Origin of the sequence: Streptomyces sp. P1-3 (assembly GCF_050613155.1) — a bacterium.
Taxonomy (GTDB): domain Bacteria; phylum Actinomycetota; class Actinomycetes; order Streptomycetales; family Streptomycetaceae; genus Streptomyces.
Genome location: NZ_CP192512.1, coordinates 2,460,901 through 2,477,611 on the forward strand (window position 1 = coordinate 2,460,901; position 16,711 = coordinate 2,477,611).

Consider the following 16,711-nt stretch of genomic DNA (forward strand, 5'->3'; position numbering starts at 1 on the left):
AGGTCATCTCTCGTAGAGGGGACCGGCTTGACGCGGCCGTGCCTTGACAATTGACGTCAGGAAACCGATACCGAAGAGCGGCATGCGTGCCGGACGTCAGTCGTTGTACCGGAAACACAGAAAAACCCTGTAACGGGAAGCTATGACGTCGGAATTCGCCGCTGACCCAAGCACCTTTGCCAGCTTCCGGTCTCCCGGCGACAGGGTCAAGCCGATTCGTGGCGCCCACCGCACCGGCGGGCCGGACCTCCGCACGCCCTGGCGCGACGGCGTCCGCGCGGCCCTGCCCGTCCCGTCGACGGGACACCAGCAGAACCTGTTGGTCACCGCCGACCAGTACGGTATAAAGCGATCGAAGAATTCCTGGAAAACCCCGCATTCCCCCCGCAGAGCCCCCTCGTGAGTGTTCCACAGGCGGCACGGGATGCCTTTGCGGCAGGCTGGCCGAATGCGAGTTTCCACCTTCACCCGTGCGCCGTCGCAGACGCTCGTTGATGACGAGTGGTGCACCGATCCGACCCTCAGTGAGGTAGTGAGCGTATGACCGTCGACAGCGCGGATCTGGCAGTCGAGACCCCGTATCTTTGGCGGGCCAGGCGCGACAACCCCCGACACCGGCTGATCTGTTTTCCGCACGCGGGCGCGGGCGCCGCCGCGTTCACCGCGTGGCCCTCCCTGCTGCCGCCCGAGATCGAGGTGGCCGCGGTCCAGCTGCCCGGCCGGCAGAACCGCATAGCCGAGGACCCGGCCACCGAAGTGGGGCCCCTGGTCAAGGTGTTGACGCAGGCGCTGCGGCCGGTGCTCACTGGTTCCTTCTCCTTCTTCGGCCACTCCGGGGGCGCGATCCTGGCGTTCGAGGTCGCCCAGGCGCTGCACGCGCGCGGCGGGCCGCGACCGGACCACCTGATCCTCTCCGGGCAGCCGGCGCCGGGCCAGTCCCACACCATCCGGCACCTGCACGAGCTGCCGGATGACGAGTTCGCCACCGAGGTGCTCGCGCTCGGCGGCGTCGACGAGGAAGTCGCCGAGGACGAGGACGTGATGGAGGCCCTGCTGTACACGCTGCGGGCCGACTTCGTGCTGTGGGAGCGCCATCGGATGGAGCCGAAGCACCGGCTCGACACCCCGATCACCGTGGTCTCCGGGACGGACGATCCGCGGGCGCCGCTGGCCTCTCTCGACGCCTGGCGCGAGCAGACCACCGCCCCCTTCCAGACCCGCCTCTACCCCGGCGGGCACTTCTACTTCGTCGGCGAGCGCGAGGCCGAGGTCGTCGAGTTCCTCGGCAGCACAGTGCAGGCGCCCGAACTGGCGGGGAGGATCTGATGACAAATCCGGAAACAGTAGACCCCGCACTGGTCACCGAGCTCGCCGACGCGACCCGCGCCGTACCGGGTGTACGGGACGCCGTCGCCGTGGTCCGGCACGGCGCCCGGGCGGACGCCTCCGTCGCCGCGCAGCCGGCGCGGGCTCCCGAGCCGGCCGCGCCGGCGGACACGGGAAAGCCGTCCTCCCACGTCGTCGGCGGTGAGCTGCGCATACCGGACGGCGCGCCCATGACGCTCCAGGAGGCCCTGCGCCAGGCGGCCGAACTGGCCCCGGACAAGGGGACGGTCTTCGTCAGCCGGGACAGCGACGCCGTCCTGCAGACCTACCCCGAGCTGCTCGCGGAGGCCGAGCGGGTGCTCGGCGGGCTACGGGCCGCGGGGCTGCGCCCCGGTGACGCGGTGCTGTTCCAGTTCGACGACAACCAGGCCTACCTCACCGCGTTCTGGGCCTGTGTTCTGGGCGGCTTCGTCCCGACGCCGGTGGCGGTGGCGGCCACGTACGAGTCGGACAACGCCATCAACCGCCGGCTGTACAACGCCTGGAAGCTCCTCGATCACCCGGCGATGCTGACCACCCGCGCCACCGCTCCCGCCCTCGCCGAGGTGCGCACGCTGTGGGACGAGCCGGACGTGCGGCTGCTGGTCCTGGAGGAGCTGGCCGAGCACGCGCCGGACGGCGACTGGTTCCCGACGGCCCCCGACACCCCGGTGGTCCACCTGCTCACCTCCGGCAGCACCGGCGTGCCCAAGTGCGTGCAGCACACCAACGCGAGCGTGGCGGCCCGGACCTGGTCGTGGGCGCAGGCCCGCGAGTACACCGAGGACGACGTCACCGTCAACTGGATGCCGCTCGACCATGTCGCGATCATCATGTACAACGTCCGCGACACCTTCCTGCGCTGTCTGCACGTGAACGCCCGGACCGACCACTTCCTGGCCGATCCGCTGGCGCTGCTCGACTGGATGGACACCTACCGCGGGACCAACACCCTGGCCCCCAACTTCGCCTGCGCGATGATCAATGACCGCGCCGAGGAGATCGCCGGGCGGAGCTGGGACCTGTCGTGCGTGCGCGACATCTGCAACGCCGCCGAGCCGGTCGTCGCCGCGACCAGCCGCCGGTTCCTCGAGGTGCTGGCCCCGCACCGGCTGCCGGCGGACGCGATGTGGCCGGCCTGGGGCATGTCCGAGACCTGCTCCGCGGTGACGTGCGCGTGCCAGCACCGCGACGACCCCGCCGCGGCCACCGTCGTCGTGGCGCAGTCGTCCCTCGGCGCCGACATCCGCTTCGTCGATCCCGCGGAGGCCGCCGACGACACCGACGCGGTGCCGTTCTCCTCCGTGGGCCCGCCCACTCCCGGTGTCGAGATGCGGATCGTCGACGAGGACGGGGCGGTGCTGCCCGAGGACCGCATGGGCGAGCTGCAGATCCGCGGCGTGACGATGATGCGCGGCTACCACAACAACGCCAAGGCCAACGAGGAGTCGTACGACTCCGAGGGGTGGTTCCGCACCGGAGACCTCGCGTTCGTGCACGAGCGGGGTGTGGTGATCGCCGGCCGCAAGAAGGACCAGATCGTGGTCCGCGGGATCAACTACATCGCGCACGAGATCGAGAGCGTGGTGGAGCAGGTCGACGGGGTCCGCCTGACGCACGTGGCCGCGGCGGGCCTGCGCGAGCCCGGCGAGGGCTCCGACCGCCTGGCCATCTTCTTCGTACCGCTGCGCTGGGAGGCCGACGACCTCGCCGGGATCGTCCAGGACGTGCGCTCCACGCTGGTGCGCGAAGTCGGCCTCGCCCCCGACCTGATCGTGCCGGTCACCGCGAACGAGTTCCCCAAGACGGGCAGCGGCAAGATCCAGCGCGGCATCCTGGTCGCCGACCTGCGCGCCGGGCGGTTCGCCGACCGGCTCGCCGCCGCCGACGACGCGGCGGCGGAGCCCGCCACTTGGTTCTTCGAGCGCCGGTGGGCCCGCCTGCCCGAGCAGCCCGGGGACGCCGGTGACGCCGGTGACGCCGGTGTCAGGGTGGTGTTCGCCGAGGACGAGGTGCTGCCGCACCTGGGCTTGGACGGGACGGTCGTCGCCGTCGGCCGGGGTGCGGAGTTCGCCGAGGAGGCGCCGGACAGGTTCCGGGTCGTCGCGGGCGACCCCGACCACGTCCGCCGGGTCCTCGCCCGGGTCAGCGCCGTCTACGGCCCGATCGGCACGGTGGTGTTCGGCTGGCCGCTGCCCGCGGCCGCCGCCGCGGGCGATCCGGCGGAGCGGCTCACCGCGGTCTCGGCGGAGCTGTCCTCCCTGGTCCAGGCGCTCGCCGACGGGGAGTTCGGCCGTCCGCTGCTGCTGGCGCTGAGCACCGGCGCGGTCCACACGCGCCCCGGGGACCGGATCGACCTGGCCGTCTGCGCGCTGCCCGGCCTCATCCGGACCGCGGTCACCGAGGACCCGCACTCCGTGATCCGGCAGGCCGACCTGCCGGACGACCGCTCCCAGTGGGCGGCCGCCGTGCGCACCGAGGTGGCCGACCGGACGAGCACCGGGGTCCTCGCCGTCCGCGAGGGCTCGCGCTGGCAGCCCCGGCTGCGGCCGGTGGCCGAGGCGGACGCGGGCCCGGAGGCGCCGGTGACCGCGGGCGGGACCTACCTGGTGACCGGCGGTCTCGGCGGCATCGCGCACGACCTCGCCGGCTATCTGCTGGCGGCGTACGGGGCCCGGCTGCTCCTCGTCGGCCGCTCGCCCGCGACCGGGGAGAAGGCCGACCGCCTGGCGGAGCTGGCCGACCTCGGCCAGGTGCGGTACCAGCAGGTCGATGTGGCGGACGCGCGCGCCCTCGCCGCGGCGGTCGCCGAGGCGGAGGAGGCCTGGGGAGGCCCGCTCGACGGCGTCCTGCACCTGGCCGGGGGCGACCCCAGCGGGCAGTGGGCGGAGCTGGAGCGGCACACCCTGGCCCGCGAGACCGCGGAGACCTTCGCCGACCTGTACCGGGCCAAGGTGGCGGGCACGCTCGCCATCGCCGAGGTCCTCGAGAGCCGGCCCAAGGCGTCGCTGGTGCTGTTCGGCTCGGTCAACGGCGAGTTCGGCGGCCACTCGTTCGGCGCCTACTCGGCGGCCAACACCTTCCTGGTGGGCTTCGCCGATCACTGGCGGCACGAGCGCGGCCGCGACGTCCGCTGCCTCGCGTGGAGCCAGTGGACCAACGTCGGCATGAACCAGGGCCAGTCGACCGAGCCGGCCCGCCGCCGCGGGTTCCTGCCCATCAGCCCTGAGGAGGGCCTGCGGTCGTTCCTCACCGCGACCGCGCTGCCGCACGGCTACCTCCTCATCGGCCTCGACCTGGCCAACCCGCTCATCGTGAGCGAACTCGACGCGGAGGAGCTGCGCGCGCAGGAGGTCCTGGTGGCCTACACGGCCGACGGCACCGACGTGGCGGCGGTCCGCAAGGCGCTGGAGCCCGCCATCCGACGCTGCCCGGTCCCGGTACGGCTGGCCGAGGTGGCCGACATCCCCAGGGACGCCAGTGGCCGCGTCGACCTCGCGCAGCTGCTGCTCGACGGGGCCCCCAAGCGCCACCGGCGTACGGAGTACATCGCCCCGGCCAACGATCTCGAACGCCAGATCGCGGCGATCTGGTCGGACGTGCTGGGCCGCGAGTCGGTCGGGCGTGAGGACTCGTTCTTCGAACTCGGCGGCAACTCGCTGCGCGCGACCCGGCTGCTCGCCCGGGTCAGCGACGAGCTGTCCGTCCGGCTCTCCACGCACGAGCTCTACCAGAACCCCACGGTCGCCTCCCTGGCGGCCACCATCACCACCGACTGAGACGCGTCCCAGGGGTCCGCGGTCCGGCCACGTCCGGACCGCGGACCCCGTGTCTCGGTCGCCACGTTCCGCCCGTGCCCCGGCCGCCGCCCTTCGGCCCGATGACGCGCCACTGGTCCGGCCTGGCACCCGTGGTGGTCACGGGCCGACAGGCGGAATCCGTCCTTCCAGTCTGAGTCAGCTGTATCAAGCCAGAGATTGAGGTGCAGGAGATGGCCGGTCAGTCGAGAACCCCCGCTGCGGTGGCGGCGACGCTCAGCGGTACCACCGACGGCGCGCACGAGACGCAGGGTCGGGAAGCGCCGGGCGCGCAGACGGAGCTGCTGCGCCTGGGCATGGACGCCCTGCGCCGCGCCGATCCCGAGCTCACCGCCCTGCTGGACGCCGAGGTGCGCCAGCAGGAGACGACCCTCGCGATGGTCGCGTCGGCGAGCATCGCCGATCCGTCGGTCCTGGCCGCCGGCGGCGCGGCGCTGTCGAACGTGACCGCCGAGGGCTATCCGGGGGCGCGATACCACCCTGGCGCCGAGCAGTTCGACCATGTCGAGCGGCTGGCCGTGGAGCGGGCCAAGGAACTGTTCGGCGCGCGGTACGCGAACGTGCAGCCGCACTCGTGCTCCTCGGCCAACCTCGCGGTCCTCGCCGCGCTGGTCCCGCCGGGCGGCACCCTGCTCGGCCTCGACCTCGACAGCGGCGGCCACCTCACCCACGGCTCTCCGGCGTCGGTGACCGGGCGCCACTACCGCGCGGTCCACTACGGCCTGGACCACGTCGGCCGGATCGACTACGCGCAGGTCGCGCAGCTCGCCCAGGAGCACCGGCCCAAGGTCCTGATCGCCGGGGCCAGCGCCTACCCCCGCACCCTGGACTTCGCCCGGTTCCGGGCCATCGCCGACTCCGTCGGCGCGTACCTGATCGCGGACATCTCGCACATCGCGGGCCTGGTCGCCACCGGCGAGCACCCGAGCCCGATCGACCTGGCCCACATCACCACGACCAGTACGTACAAGCAGCTCGGCGGCCCCCGAGGCGGGCTGATCCTCAGCGGGCAGGAACACCGCACCCTGGGCCCGGACGGCCGTACCCCGCTGAGCCGGCTCATCCAGCGGGCGGTCTTCCCGCAGTCGCAGGGGACCCCCAGCCCGGCGACGATCGCCGCGAAGGCACGGGCCTTCACGCTGGCGGCCGCCCCGGAGTTCAAGCAGACGACGCGGCTGATCGTCGACAACGCCAAGGCGCTCGCCTCCGAGCTGTCCGAACTCGGCTTCCGGATCCTGACCGGCGGCACCGACAACCACATGGTCCTCGTGGACATCAAGAACCGCGGCATGACCGGGGTGGTCGCCGAGCGCGCCCTGGAGGAGTGCGGGATCCTCGCCAACCGCAACCGCATACCCGGGGACGACAAGCCGCCGCTGGTCACCAGCGGCCTCCGCCTGGGGACCAACATCCTCGCGCAGCGCGGCATGGGCCCGGAGCAGATGCGGGAGTGCGCGCGCCTGCTGCACGCGGCGCTCGCCATCACCACCGCGCTGGGCGACACCGAGTACCGCATGGAGCCCGGCGCGGCCGCGGAGGTCCGTGAGGCCGTCAGGACCCTGTGCGCCCGGTACCCGCTGCCCTTCGACGGCCGCGACAGCAACCACGACGTCCCGATGGGAGCCGGACTGTGAACCACGCCCTTCCCCAGGGCACTGCCTCCGCCACCTGGCCGCCGGCGCTGATGCCGACGGACCGGCCGCGCCGACCGGGGACGCCGCCCCGGTGCACGGCTGTGGCGCGTGCCGAACTCGACGTGCCCGCCCAGCCTTTCGACCGGCCGCGCGAGGAGGTGCTGCTCGCCGGCTTCGCGGCGCTGCTGCACCGCTACACGGAACAGGACCGCATCGTCCTCGACGTGGTGGACCGCACGGACGCGACCCGGCAGGCGCGCCTGCCGGTGACCGGTGCGCGGACGCTGCGGGAGCTGGCGCGCGACGCCGCGGCCGACCGGGTGGCCGGCACCGACGGGCCCTCTCCCGTCGGCATCTCCTTCCCGGCTCCGGGAGCGCCCGCCGAGGCGGAGCTCCCCGGTGAGCTGCGGCTGGTGGTACGGGCCGGCGACGAGGGACCCGCGGGCCTCGAACTCCACTACGACGCCGGGCTCTTCGACGCCGACACGGCCGCGCGCATGCTCGACCACTACGTGACGCTCCTGGAGGACGGGACGCGGCATCCGGACCGCGAGGTGGCTCGGCTGAGGCTGCTGACCGACGCGGAGCTGCGGCGGATGCTCGTGGAGTGGAACCGCACCGAGGCCGACCTGCCGCACGACGTCTGCCTGCACGAGGCGTTCGAGACCTGGGCCGACCGGTCCCCGGAGGCCGTCGCCGTGGTCCACGGCGCCGAGCGCTGGACCTACGGCCGGGTCAACGCCGCGGCCAACCGCCTCGCCCACCACCTGCGGTCCCTCGGGGTCGGCCCGGACGTGCGGGTCGGCCTGTGCCTCGACCGCTCGCCCGAGCTGCTGGTCTGTGCCCTCGGCATCCTGAAGGCCGGTGGCGCCTATGTGCCGATCGACCCGGCGTACCCCACGCAGCGGATCGCCACCATGGTCGAGGGCACCTCGTGCGCCGCGATGATCAGCCGCGAGGGGCTGACCGGGAACCTGCCGGACGCGGACACCGACGGGGGCGCGCCCCTGGTGCTGATCGATCGCGACGCCGACCTCCTGGCCGCCCAGCCCGAGCACAACCCCGAGGCCGTCGCCGGGCCGGAGAACCTCCTCTACATCATCCACACCTCCGGCTCCACCGGCACGCCCAAGCCGATCGCGCTCTGCCACCGCGGCGTCATGAACAACATCGCGGACCTCAACACCCGCTTCCAGGTGGGTCCGGGGGACTCGGTCCTCGCCATCTCCTCGCCGAGCTTCGACATGTCCGCCTACGAGTTCCTCGGCATGACGACCGCCGGGGCCACCGTGGTGGTCCCGGACCGGGACCGGACGATGGACCCCGCGCACTGGACCGAGCTGCTCCTCGCCGAGGGCGTCACCGTCTGGAACTCCGCCCCGGCCCTGCTCGACCTGCTCGTCGACCACCTGGAGCAGACCGGCGCCGGGCCGCTGCCGACCCTGCGGGTGGCGATCCTCGGCGGCGACTGGGTGCCGGTGACGCTGTTCGACCGCATCCGCAAGGCCTCGCCCGCGCTGCGCTTCATCCCGCTCGGCGGAGCCGCCGAGGTCTCCATCCACTCGACGTTCTTCGAAGTGGAAGAAGTCGATCCGGAATGGACGAGCATCCCGTACGGCCGTCCGATGGCCAACCAGCGCGCCTACATCCTCGACGACGCCCTCCAGCCGGTGCCGCAGGGCGTCACCGGCGAGCTGTACTACGCCGGAGTCGGCCTCGGCCGCGGCTATCTGGACCAGCCGGAGCGCACCGCCGAGCGGTTCCTCCAGTGGTCGCACGGCGAGGTGTCCGAACGCCTCTACCGCACCGGCGACATGGCCCGGTTCGGCGCGGACGGCCTGATCGAGCTGATCGGCCGCAGGGACTTCCAGGTCAAGATCAACGGCATGCGCGTGGAGCTCGGCGAGATCGAGTCCGTCCTGCGCTCCCACCCCAAGGTGCAGCAGACCGCGGTCGTCGCCCGCTCGGGGCGGCTCGTCGCCTACGTCGTCCCGGTGGACGGCGTCCAGGCCGACGACCTCGACCTCGACGAGCTGCGCTCGCTCGCGGTGGAGCGGCTGCCGGAGTACATGGTGCCCAACTCGCTCGTGGCGCTGCCGAAGCTGCCGCTCACGCCGAACGGCAAGCTGGACCGCAAGGGACTGCCGGAGCCGGACGTCGAAGGACCCGCGTACCGGGCGCCGCGGACCGCCGAGGAGCGGGCCCTGGCCGAGGTCTACGCGGAGGTGCTCGGCCGGGACCGGATCGGCCTCGACGACGACTTCATCGTCCTCGGCGGCGACAGCATCCGCTCCATCCAGGTGGTGACCCGTGCCCGGACCCGCGGGATCGAGATCACCCCGCGGCACATCCTGCGGGCGCGCACCGTCGCCGAACTCGCCCTGGCCGCGACCCGCGCGGACGCGACGGCGGATGCCGCGGAGGACACCTCGGCGCCGCTGGTGACCGCGGGGCAGGACGACCTGGCGGCCTGGCGGCAGCGGTACCCGGGGCTGGCGGATGTCTGGCCGCTGACCCCGATGCAGTCCGGGATGCTCTTCGAGTCGATGCTCAGCGGCACCGGCTACGACGCATACCGGATGCAGACGCTGTTCCACCTGTCCGGCCCGGTCGACGCTGCCCGGATGCGGGCGGCGGGCCAGGCGCTCCTCGACCGGTACGCCAACCTGCGCACGGCCTTCGTGCCCGACGCCGCCGGGCAGCTCGTGCAGCTCGTGGTGGACGGCGTCGAGCTGCCGTGGCGGGAGGCCGACCTCGGCGGCGTGCCCGACGCCGAACGCGAGGAGGCGCTGCGGCGGTTCCTCGCCGAGGACCAGGCCGAGCGGTTCGACCTGGCCGAACCGCCGCTGCTGCGCCTGACCCTGGTCGGCCTCGGCCCCGACCGCTCCGTCCTCGTCCTCACCGCCCACCACGCGCTCATCGACGGCTGGTCGGAGCAGATCATCGCGCGCGATCTGCTGCGCCTGTACGCCGCCGAAGGCGGGGCACCGGACCTGGCACCGGTGCGCGGCTACCGGGACTTCCTGGCGTGGCTGGCGCGGCAGGACGCCGCGGAGAGCTCCCGTGCCTGGGCCGAGGAACTGTCCGGTGTGGACGAGCCGACCGTCGTGGCACCCGTCGGCGCCTCCCGCGCCGAGGTCACCGGCACCGGCGAGGTCGTGCTGACCTTGTCGGCCGAGGAGTCCGCGCGGCTGGCGCGCTGCTGCTCGGCGTTGGGCGTCACCTCGAACACGCTGGTACAGGGCGCCTGGGCGGTGCTGCTCTCCGCGCTGACCGGCCGCACGGACGTGGTCTTCGGCGCCACCGTCTCCGGCCGGTCCGCCGCCCTGGCGGGGGTGGAGTCGATGGTGGGGCTGTTCATCAACACCGTTCCGGTACGCGCCCGGTGCGCGCCCGGCGACACCCGGGCCGAGCTGCTGACGCGCTTGCAGAGCCGGCAGACCGACCTGCTGGACCACCACCACCACAGCCTGGCCGACATCCACCAGGCCGCCGGGGTCGACGCGCTCTTCGACACCCTGGTGGTGTTCCAGTCCTACCCCGCGGACCACGAGGGCGACGCCGAGGCGGCCGCGGCCGCCGGGATCGCGGTGACCGGCGTCGACTCCCTCGGCGCCGCCAACTACCCGCTGACGCTGATCGTCGAGGCCGACCGGCTGACCCTCCAGTACCACCGGCACGTGTTCGGCCAGGGCGCGGCCGAGTCCGTCGCCGCCCGGTTCCGCTCGGTCCTGGGCCAGCTGGCCGACGACGCCGCCGGGCGCATCGGCGCGGTCGACGTCCTGCTGCCGGCCGAACGCGACCGGCTGACCGGCGCACCGGACGGCACGGAGGCCGGGGCACTCTCCGAGCAGACCCTCCCCGCCCTCTTCGAGCGGCGGGCGGCGGCGACGCCGGACGCGGTCGCGGTGGCATTCGGGGACGCGTCGCTGACGTACCGGGAGCTCAACTCCCGGGCCAACCAGCTCGCGTACGAGCTGATCCGCGGCGGCGCCGGCCCTGAGTCCGTGGTCGGACTCGCCGTGCCGCGCGGGGCGCACCTGGCGGTGGCGCTGCTCGGGACGCTGAAGTCGGGGGCCGCGTACGCGCTCGCCGACCCGGCGTCCGCCGAGGAACGCGCACCCGGGTGGGCGTCGGTGGTCACCCAGGCGACCGTGGAGGCGCTGGAGCCCACCGGGGCCGGGGAGGCGAACCCCGGCGACGCGGACCGTGTCGCGCCGCTGCTGCCGCGGCATCTGGCCTGCGTCCAGGGGGAGCTGGCGGTCGGCCACCAGGATCTGGCCAAGCGGGTGTCGAGGCTGGCGGCCGACGCGGGCGTGACGCCCGGCGCCCGGCTGCTGGCGGCCTCGCCCGGGGCGGACGCGGCGGCCTTTGAGATCCTCGCCGCGCTGTGCGCCGGCGCCGCCGTCGAGGTGGTCCCGGACGCCCGGGCCCTCGCCGAGCGGGACGGCTGGACGGGCGAGGTGATCTGCGCCCCTGCCCCGCTCCTCGCCGATCTGCTGAACCGGTCGGCCGGCCCGATCCGGGCGGCCACCGTGGTGAGCACCGGCGGCACGCTGCCCGCGTCGCTCGCGCGGCGGGTGAGCGAGGCCGTGCCGGGCGCCCGCGTGATCGGCCTCCACGGGCCCGCCGCGACGGCCGGAGCCGTCGTACTCGCCGCCGACCCGGACGGAACGGAAGCGGGCGGCGCTCCGCTGGGCACCTCCCGGGTCCGGATCCTCGACCCGGCGCTGCGCCCCGTACCGGCCGGCGTCACCGGCGAGTTGTACGTCTCCGAAGAGCCGGCCCGCGGCTGCCACGGCAGCACCGCCCTGACCGCGCGGCGGTTCGTCGCCGCCCCCTACGGCCCGCCCGGGACGCGGATGTACCGCACCGGCGAGCTGGCCCGGTGGCACGGTGACGGCCGCGTCGAGTACGTGGGACAGGAGGGCCCGCTGGCGCGGATCCGCGGCCACCGGGTCCGGGCGGCCGGCGTCGAGGCCGTCCTGGCCGAGCACCCCGGGGTCTCCCAGGCCGCGGTCGTGGTCCGGCAGAGCGGCGGCACGGACGGCGAGGACCAGCTCGTCGCCCATGTCGTACCGCTGCGCACCGGTGGCGGCGCGGACGCCGAGGAGCTGCGGGCGTATCTGGCGGGGCGGCTGCCGGAGTACATGGCGCCGGCCGCCTTCGTGACGCTGGAGGAGCTGCCGTGGACGGCGGACGGGGCCGTGGACCGGGGCGCGCTCGCCGAGGCCGGGTCCATGGCCGGGTCCGGATCCGGATCCGCCGGCGGGTACCGGCCGGGCCGCACGCCGCAGGAGGAGGCGCTCTGCGCCCTGTTCGCGGAGGTCCTCGGTGTCGACCGGGTCGGCATCGACGACAACTTCTTCTCCCTGGGCGTCAATTCGCTGAAGGCGACCCGGCTCATCGGCCGGATGCGCAGGACGCTGGGGATCGAGGCGTCGATCCGGACGGTCTTCCAGTACTCGACGATCGCGGAGCTCTCCGGCCAGCTGCGGCCCGCGACGGCGCAGCGCAAGGCCCGCCCCGCGTTGCGCAGGAGGACCGAGAACGGGTGACCGGCGGGGAGTGAAGCCGGAAGCCGAGTGAGCGGTGCGCGACCGCGGCAGACGCGAGAGCCGCCGCCCCGGTGGGGACGGCGGCTCACTCACGAGGACGGCGGTCGGGTCACCAGGTGACCGGAAGCTCCTCGAGGCCGTAGCCGGGCGAGTAGTCCTTGAACTTCAGCTCGTCGAACGGCACCGCCAGCTTCAGGCCCGGGATGCGGGAGAAGAGCGTGGTGTAGACGATCTCGAGCTCCAGGCGCGCGAGGCTCTGGCCGATGCACTGGTGTGCGCCGTGGCCGAAGGCGAGGTGGCTGCGGGCCGGCCGGTCGATGTCGAACTTCTCCGGCTCCGGGTACACCTCGGGGTCGTGGTTGCCCGCGTTGCTCAGGGCGAGGAGGCCCTCACCGGCGCGGATGACCTTGCCGCCGATCTCGACGTCCTCGGTGGCGACGCGGGCTCCCGCCAGCTCGCCGACGGTGAACATGCGCAGCAGTTCCTCGACCATGGCCGGGGCCTTGGCGGGGTCGGCGGTGACCTTGGCCAGCTCCTCGGGGTGCTGGAGCAGCGCCAGGGTGCCGAGCGAGATCATGCTGGTCGAGGTGTCGTGCCCGGCCACCAGGAGCAGGAAGGCCATGTACACCAGTGCTTCCTGGTTGTACGTGCCGTTCTCACGGCCCTTGGCGATCTGCCGGCTGAGCAGGTCGTCGCCCGGGTTCTCCTCCTTCTGCGCGATCAGGTTCATCAGGTACCCGGCGAGCTGGCCCATGTGCTGGGCCCGGTCGGTCTCCGAGGTCTTGACGTCGACCAGCGGGGCGGCCTGGGACAGGAAGAAGTCGGTCTCGTCCATCGGGACGCCGAGCTGCTTGGACATCACCAGCGCGGGGATCTGGATGGCGAACTCCTGCACCAGGTCGACCGGGCGCGGACCGGCCAGCAGCGCGTCGATCCGCTCGTCGACGATCTGCTGGATCTGCGGCCGCAGGTCCTTGACCCGCTTGACGGTGTACTCCGCCATCACGTCGCGCCGGGACTCGGCGTGCTCCTCGCCATCCAGGTTGATCATGGTCCTGGTGGGCTGCTCGGCCGGCCGTTCCACCGTGAACACCGGGTATCCCGGCTGGGTGTTGTCCGAGCTGAAGCGCTTGTCCGTGAGAACGGCCCGGACGTCCTCGTATCGGGTCACCGCCCAGATGTGGTCGCCGTTGGGCATCCGGACCTTGGAGACCGGGTCGTCGGCCAGCATCTTCATGTAGGAGGAGGGCGCGGAGAAGGGGCACTCCCGGCGGAACGGGATCGTCTCCTCGGCCGGTGCGGTCTGTTCGGTCATGGTGCGTCCTTAGAGTCTGTCGTGATGGCGGGTTCGCGAGAGCACGGAGCGGCCCGTTGCACCGGGCCGCTCAGGGCCGGACCGTTCAGAGCCGGACCGGGAAGCTCATCAGGTGGTTGCCCTCGCCCGGCCAGGCGCCGAACTGGAGCTCGTCGCGGCCCACCGCGAGGCGGAGGGTGTCCCGCTTGATGAGCAGCCGGTCGAAGACCACCTCGGCCTCCATCCGGCCGAGCGCGGCACCGAGGCAGTAGTGCGCGCCGCCGCCGAACGCGACGTGGTGCTCGCCGTGCTTGGGCGCCCGGCTGATGTCGAGCTCCTCGGGCTTCTGGAACTCGTCGGGGTCGTGGTTGCCCGCGAGCAGGGCGCTGGTGACGGCCTCGCCGCGGCTGATCTTGACACCGGCGAACTCGAGGTCCTCGGTCGCGTACACGGTCGCGCCGATGTTCACCGGGGTGGTGTAGCGCAGCAGCTCGTGGATGGCGTTCGGCAGCAGCTCCGGCTGGGACCGCAGCAGTTCCAGCTGGTCCGGGTGGTCGAGCAGGGTGAGGAGGGACTCGCACAGATACGTCACCGGCGGGGTGTGCCCGGTGTTGATCAGCAGGATGACCATGGCGACCATCTCCGCGTCGGTGGTCGGGTCCTCATCGGCGATCATCGTGGAGATGATGTCGTCGGCGGGCTCGGCCCGGCGCCGCTTGATCAGCTCCTTGGTGTACCCGATGATGCCTTCGAGGCCGGCGAGGCACTCGGCCGGATCGCTTCCGAACGCGTACTGCAGGATCCAGGTGCGCATCTGGTCCTGGTCGGCCCGCTCGACACCGATCAGGTCGCAGATGGCCCGGTTCGCCAGCAGGTAGCCGAAGTCGTGCATCAGGTCGAACTGCTCGCCTCCGGCGAGGCTGTTGAGCAGCTCGTCGGCGGTCTCCTCGACGCCCGCGCGCAGCGCGTTGACGCGGCGCACCGTGAAGGTCCGCGTCACCTTGGACCGCATCCGGGCGTGCTCGGGACCGTCGAGGATGACCAGGCTGGTCAGGTACTCCCGGTACTCCAGGGGCAGGCCGTACGCCTTGACCATCTCCTCGTGGGGGTTCGGGCCCTCGAGGTTCAGCTTGCTCACATCCCGGACGAACCGGGGGTCGTTCGTCAGCGCCTTGACGTCCTCATAACGCGTGGCCAGCCAGACCGGAGTCTCGGTGCCGGGGAGGACGACGCGGGCGAGCGGGCCCTCCTCGCGCAGGGCGGTATAGCCGTGGATCGGGTCACTCACTTGCTCGGGGGTCAGTTCAACGGCAGGCCGAGACATGGTCGTCCTCTCCTTGGGTCTTTCGGTGAGTACGGGGTGCAAGGTCGTTCAGGAGCCGACGTCGAAACCCGGCGAACATGACGTCCGGAACCGCCGCGGCCGAAAAGTGGAGCAATATTCTCGCCGCACTCGGGCGCGCACCCGCAACACCCGGAAAAACTACGGGCATCGCTGCGAAGATTAGAGGCGGGACCGCTCATCCGGCTACTTATTCAAGCCATTTGAGAGGCCTGTGGTGCGTGCGATCCTGCATTGCCCCGCCCACCGCGCCGCCGTCCCGTTGACAGGACAGCCACGCCCGCGATGGAACGGAATTGCGAATAGCCGCTCCAGCGCATTGGCGATAGCCGCCCGGCGGCCGGGCGGCCTGCTCCGCGTGGCCCCGGAGCGTCCCGGGGACGCGGCGGCGGACAAGCCGCGAGATCCGCGCCGAAACACCCGCACCCGCGGGCCGCGCACCTGGCCAGCCATGGTGCGCCACTCTGGCGCCTGTGCCGTCACCGGCTCGCCGACGCGGCGCCACCCTACACCCTTGGCGGTGCACGAGCACCTCCTACTACGGCGCCGAAAAGTCGCCGCAGCCGCGGAAATCCCGGCTGACCAGCGGATCGACCACCGATGTGCCACGCATGGCGCCATTGCGGCTCGCCATGGCGCCGTAGCTGTGCCATCATGGCGGCATGGGGCTTCGGGTGAGGCCGGGTCGCCGAGGGTGCACACCCCGATTCCCGACGGTGTCTTCCCTGCCCTCACCGGCCAGTCCAACCCGACGGTTCCCGTCCATCCGCAGAAGGAGAGCCTCCGATGAGCACCCCTACGTATGCGATGCGCGATTCGATGACGATGCTGCGCCGCAACCTCAAGCACGCGGCGCGCTATCCGTCCCAGACGGTCGCGCTCGTCGCGATGCCGATCCTGATGCTGCTGCTGTTCGTATACGTCTTCGGCGGAGCGCTCGGCAATGGCATCGGACTCCAGAACGACCGCGATGAGTACACCAACTACGTGACGCCCGGCATCATCCTGATGGCCGTCACCTCCGCGGCCATCACGACCGCCGTGTCCGTGTGCATCGACATGACCGAAGGCATCATCAACCGCTTTCGCACCATGGCGATCTTCCGGCCCTCGATCCTGACGGGCCATGTGGTCGGCAACGTCATCCAGACGGTGATCAGCCTCCTCCTGGTCATCGGCATCGCCGTCGCGATCGGCTTCCGGCCCAACGCCTCGCCCGTCGAATGGGTCGCCGCCGCGGGCCTGCTGGTGCTGCTCGCCTTCGCCCTCAGCTGGCTCTCGGCCGCCATGGGCCTGCACGCCCAGACCATCGAGACCGCGAGCAACGCCCCGCTGCCGATGACGTTCCTGCCCTTCCTCGGCAGCGCCGTGGTCACCCCCGACTCCATGCCGACCGGGCTGCGCTGGTTCGCCGAGTACCAGCCCTTCACCCCGATCAACGAGACGCTCCGCGGGCTGCTCCTCGGCACGGAGATCGGCAACGACGGCTGGGCCGCCCTGGCCTGGTGCGTCGGCCTGATCGTGGTCGGCTACGTGTGGGCCCAGGCGACGTTCAGCCGCGCGGTCAAGCGCTGAGAGAGGACACCCGGAGCCTTCGGGCTCCGGGCTGCGGACGTGGCGCGAGGGCCTCGTCGGACCGCCGAAACCGGCGGACCGACGAGGCCCTCAGTCGTGCGGTCTGACGGCGCACGGTCTCTGAC

The 16,711-nt window shown here is 72.4% G+C and carries 7 protein-coding genes; 5 read left to right on the forward strand and 2 right to left on the reverse strand.

What is annotated here, in order from left to right; genetic code table 11:
* Positions 1–540: 540 nt before the first annotated feature.
* The 4 genes from ACQUSR_RS10050 to ACQUSR_RS10065 all read left to right on the forward strand — a co-directional run bounded on the left by ACQUSR_RS10050 (position 541) and on the right by ACQUSR_RS10065 (position 12,375).
* The gene (locus ACQUSR_RS10050) at positions 541–1,326 is read left to right on the forward strand and encodes a thioesterase II family protein (RefSeq protein WP_431042218.1); all 786 of its coding nucleotides are present in this window, start codon (positions 541–543) and stop codon (positions 1,324–1,326) included.
* Positions 1,326–5,144: an SDR family NAD(P)-dependent oxidoreductase gene (locus ACQUSR_RS10055; RefSeq protein WP_431042219.1), complete on the forward strand. Its 3,819-nt coding sequence runs from the start codon at positions 1,326–1,328 to the stop codon at positions 5,142–5,144. The genes ACQUSR_RS10050 and ACQUSR_RS10055 overlap by 1 nt, the downstream gene beginning before the upstream one ends.
* A gap of 323 nt (positions 5,145–5,467) precedes the next feature.
* A complete protein-coding gene (gene glyA, locus ACQUSR_RS10060; RefSeq protein ID WP_431047481.1) occupies positions 5,468–6,817 on the forward strand; it encodes a serine hydroxymethyltransferase in 1,350 nt (449 codons plus the stop codon).
* Entirely contained in the window at positions 6,814–12,375 is a 5,562-nt protein-coding gene (locus tag ACQUSR_RS10065; RefSeq protein ID WP_431042220.1) for an amino acid adenylation domain-containing protein, read from the forward strand. Before glyA ends, ACQUSR_RS10065 begins: the two co-directional genes overlap by 4 nt.
* Before the next feature lie 109 nt (positions 12,376–12,484).
* Here the strand turns inward: ACQUSR_RS10065 and ACQUSR_RS10070 are convergent, their stop codons facing one another.
* Positions 12,485–13,690: a cytochrome P450 gene (locus tag ACQUSR_RS10070; RefSeq protein ID WP_431042221.1), complete on the reverse strand. Its 1,206-nt coding sequence runs from the start codon at positions 13,688–13,690 to the stop codon at positions 12,485–12,487.
* 85 nt (positions 13,691–13,775) lie between these two features.
* Positions 13,776–14,993, reverse strand: coding sequence for a cytochrome P450 (locus ACQUSR_RS10075; RefSeq protein ID WP_431042222.1), 1,218 nt, complete (start codon positions 14,991–14,993; stop codon positions 13,776–13,778).
* An 804-nt stretch (positions 14,994–15,797) separates the two neighbouring features.
* Between ACQUSR_RS10075 and ACQUSR_RS10080 the strand changes: the two genes are divergently transcribed.
* Positions 15,798–16,586 (forward strand): ABC transporter permease, encoded by a 789-nt coding sequence (locus ACQUSR_RS10080; RefSeq protein ID WP_431042223.1) that lies wholly within the window; start codon positions 15,798–15,800, stop codon positions 16,584–16,586.
* Positions 16,587–16,711: the final 125 nt, after the last annotated feature.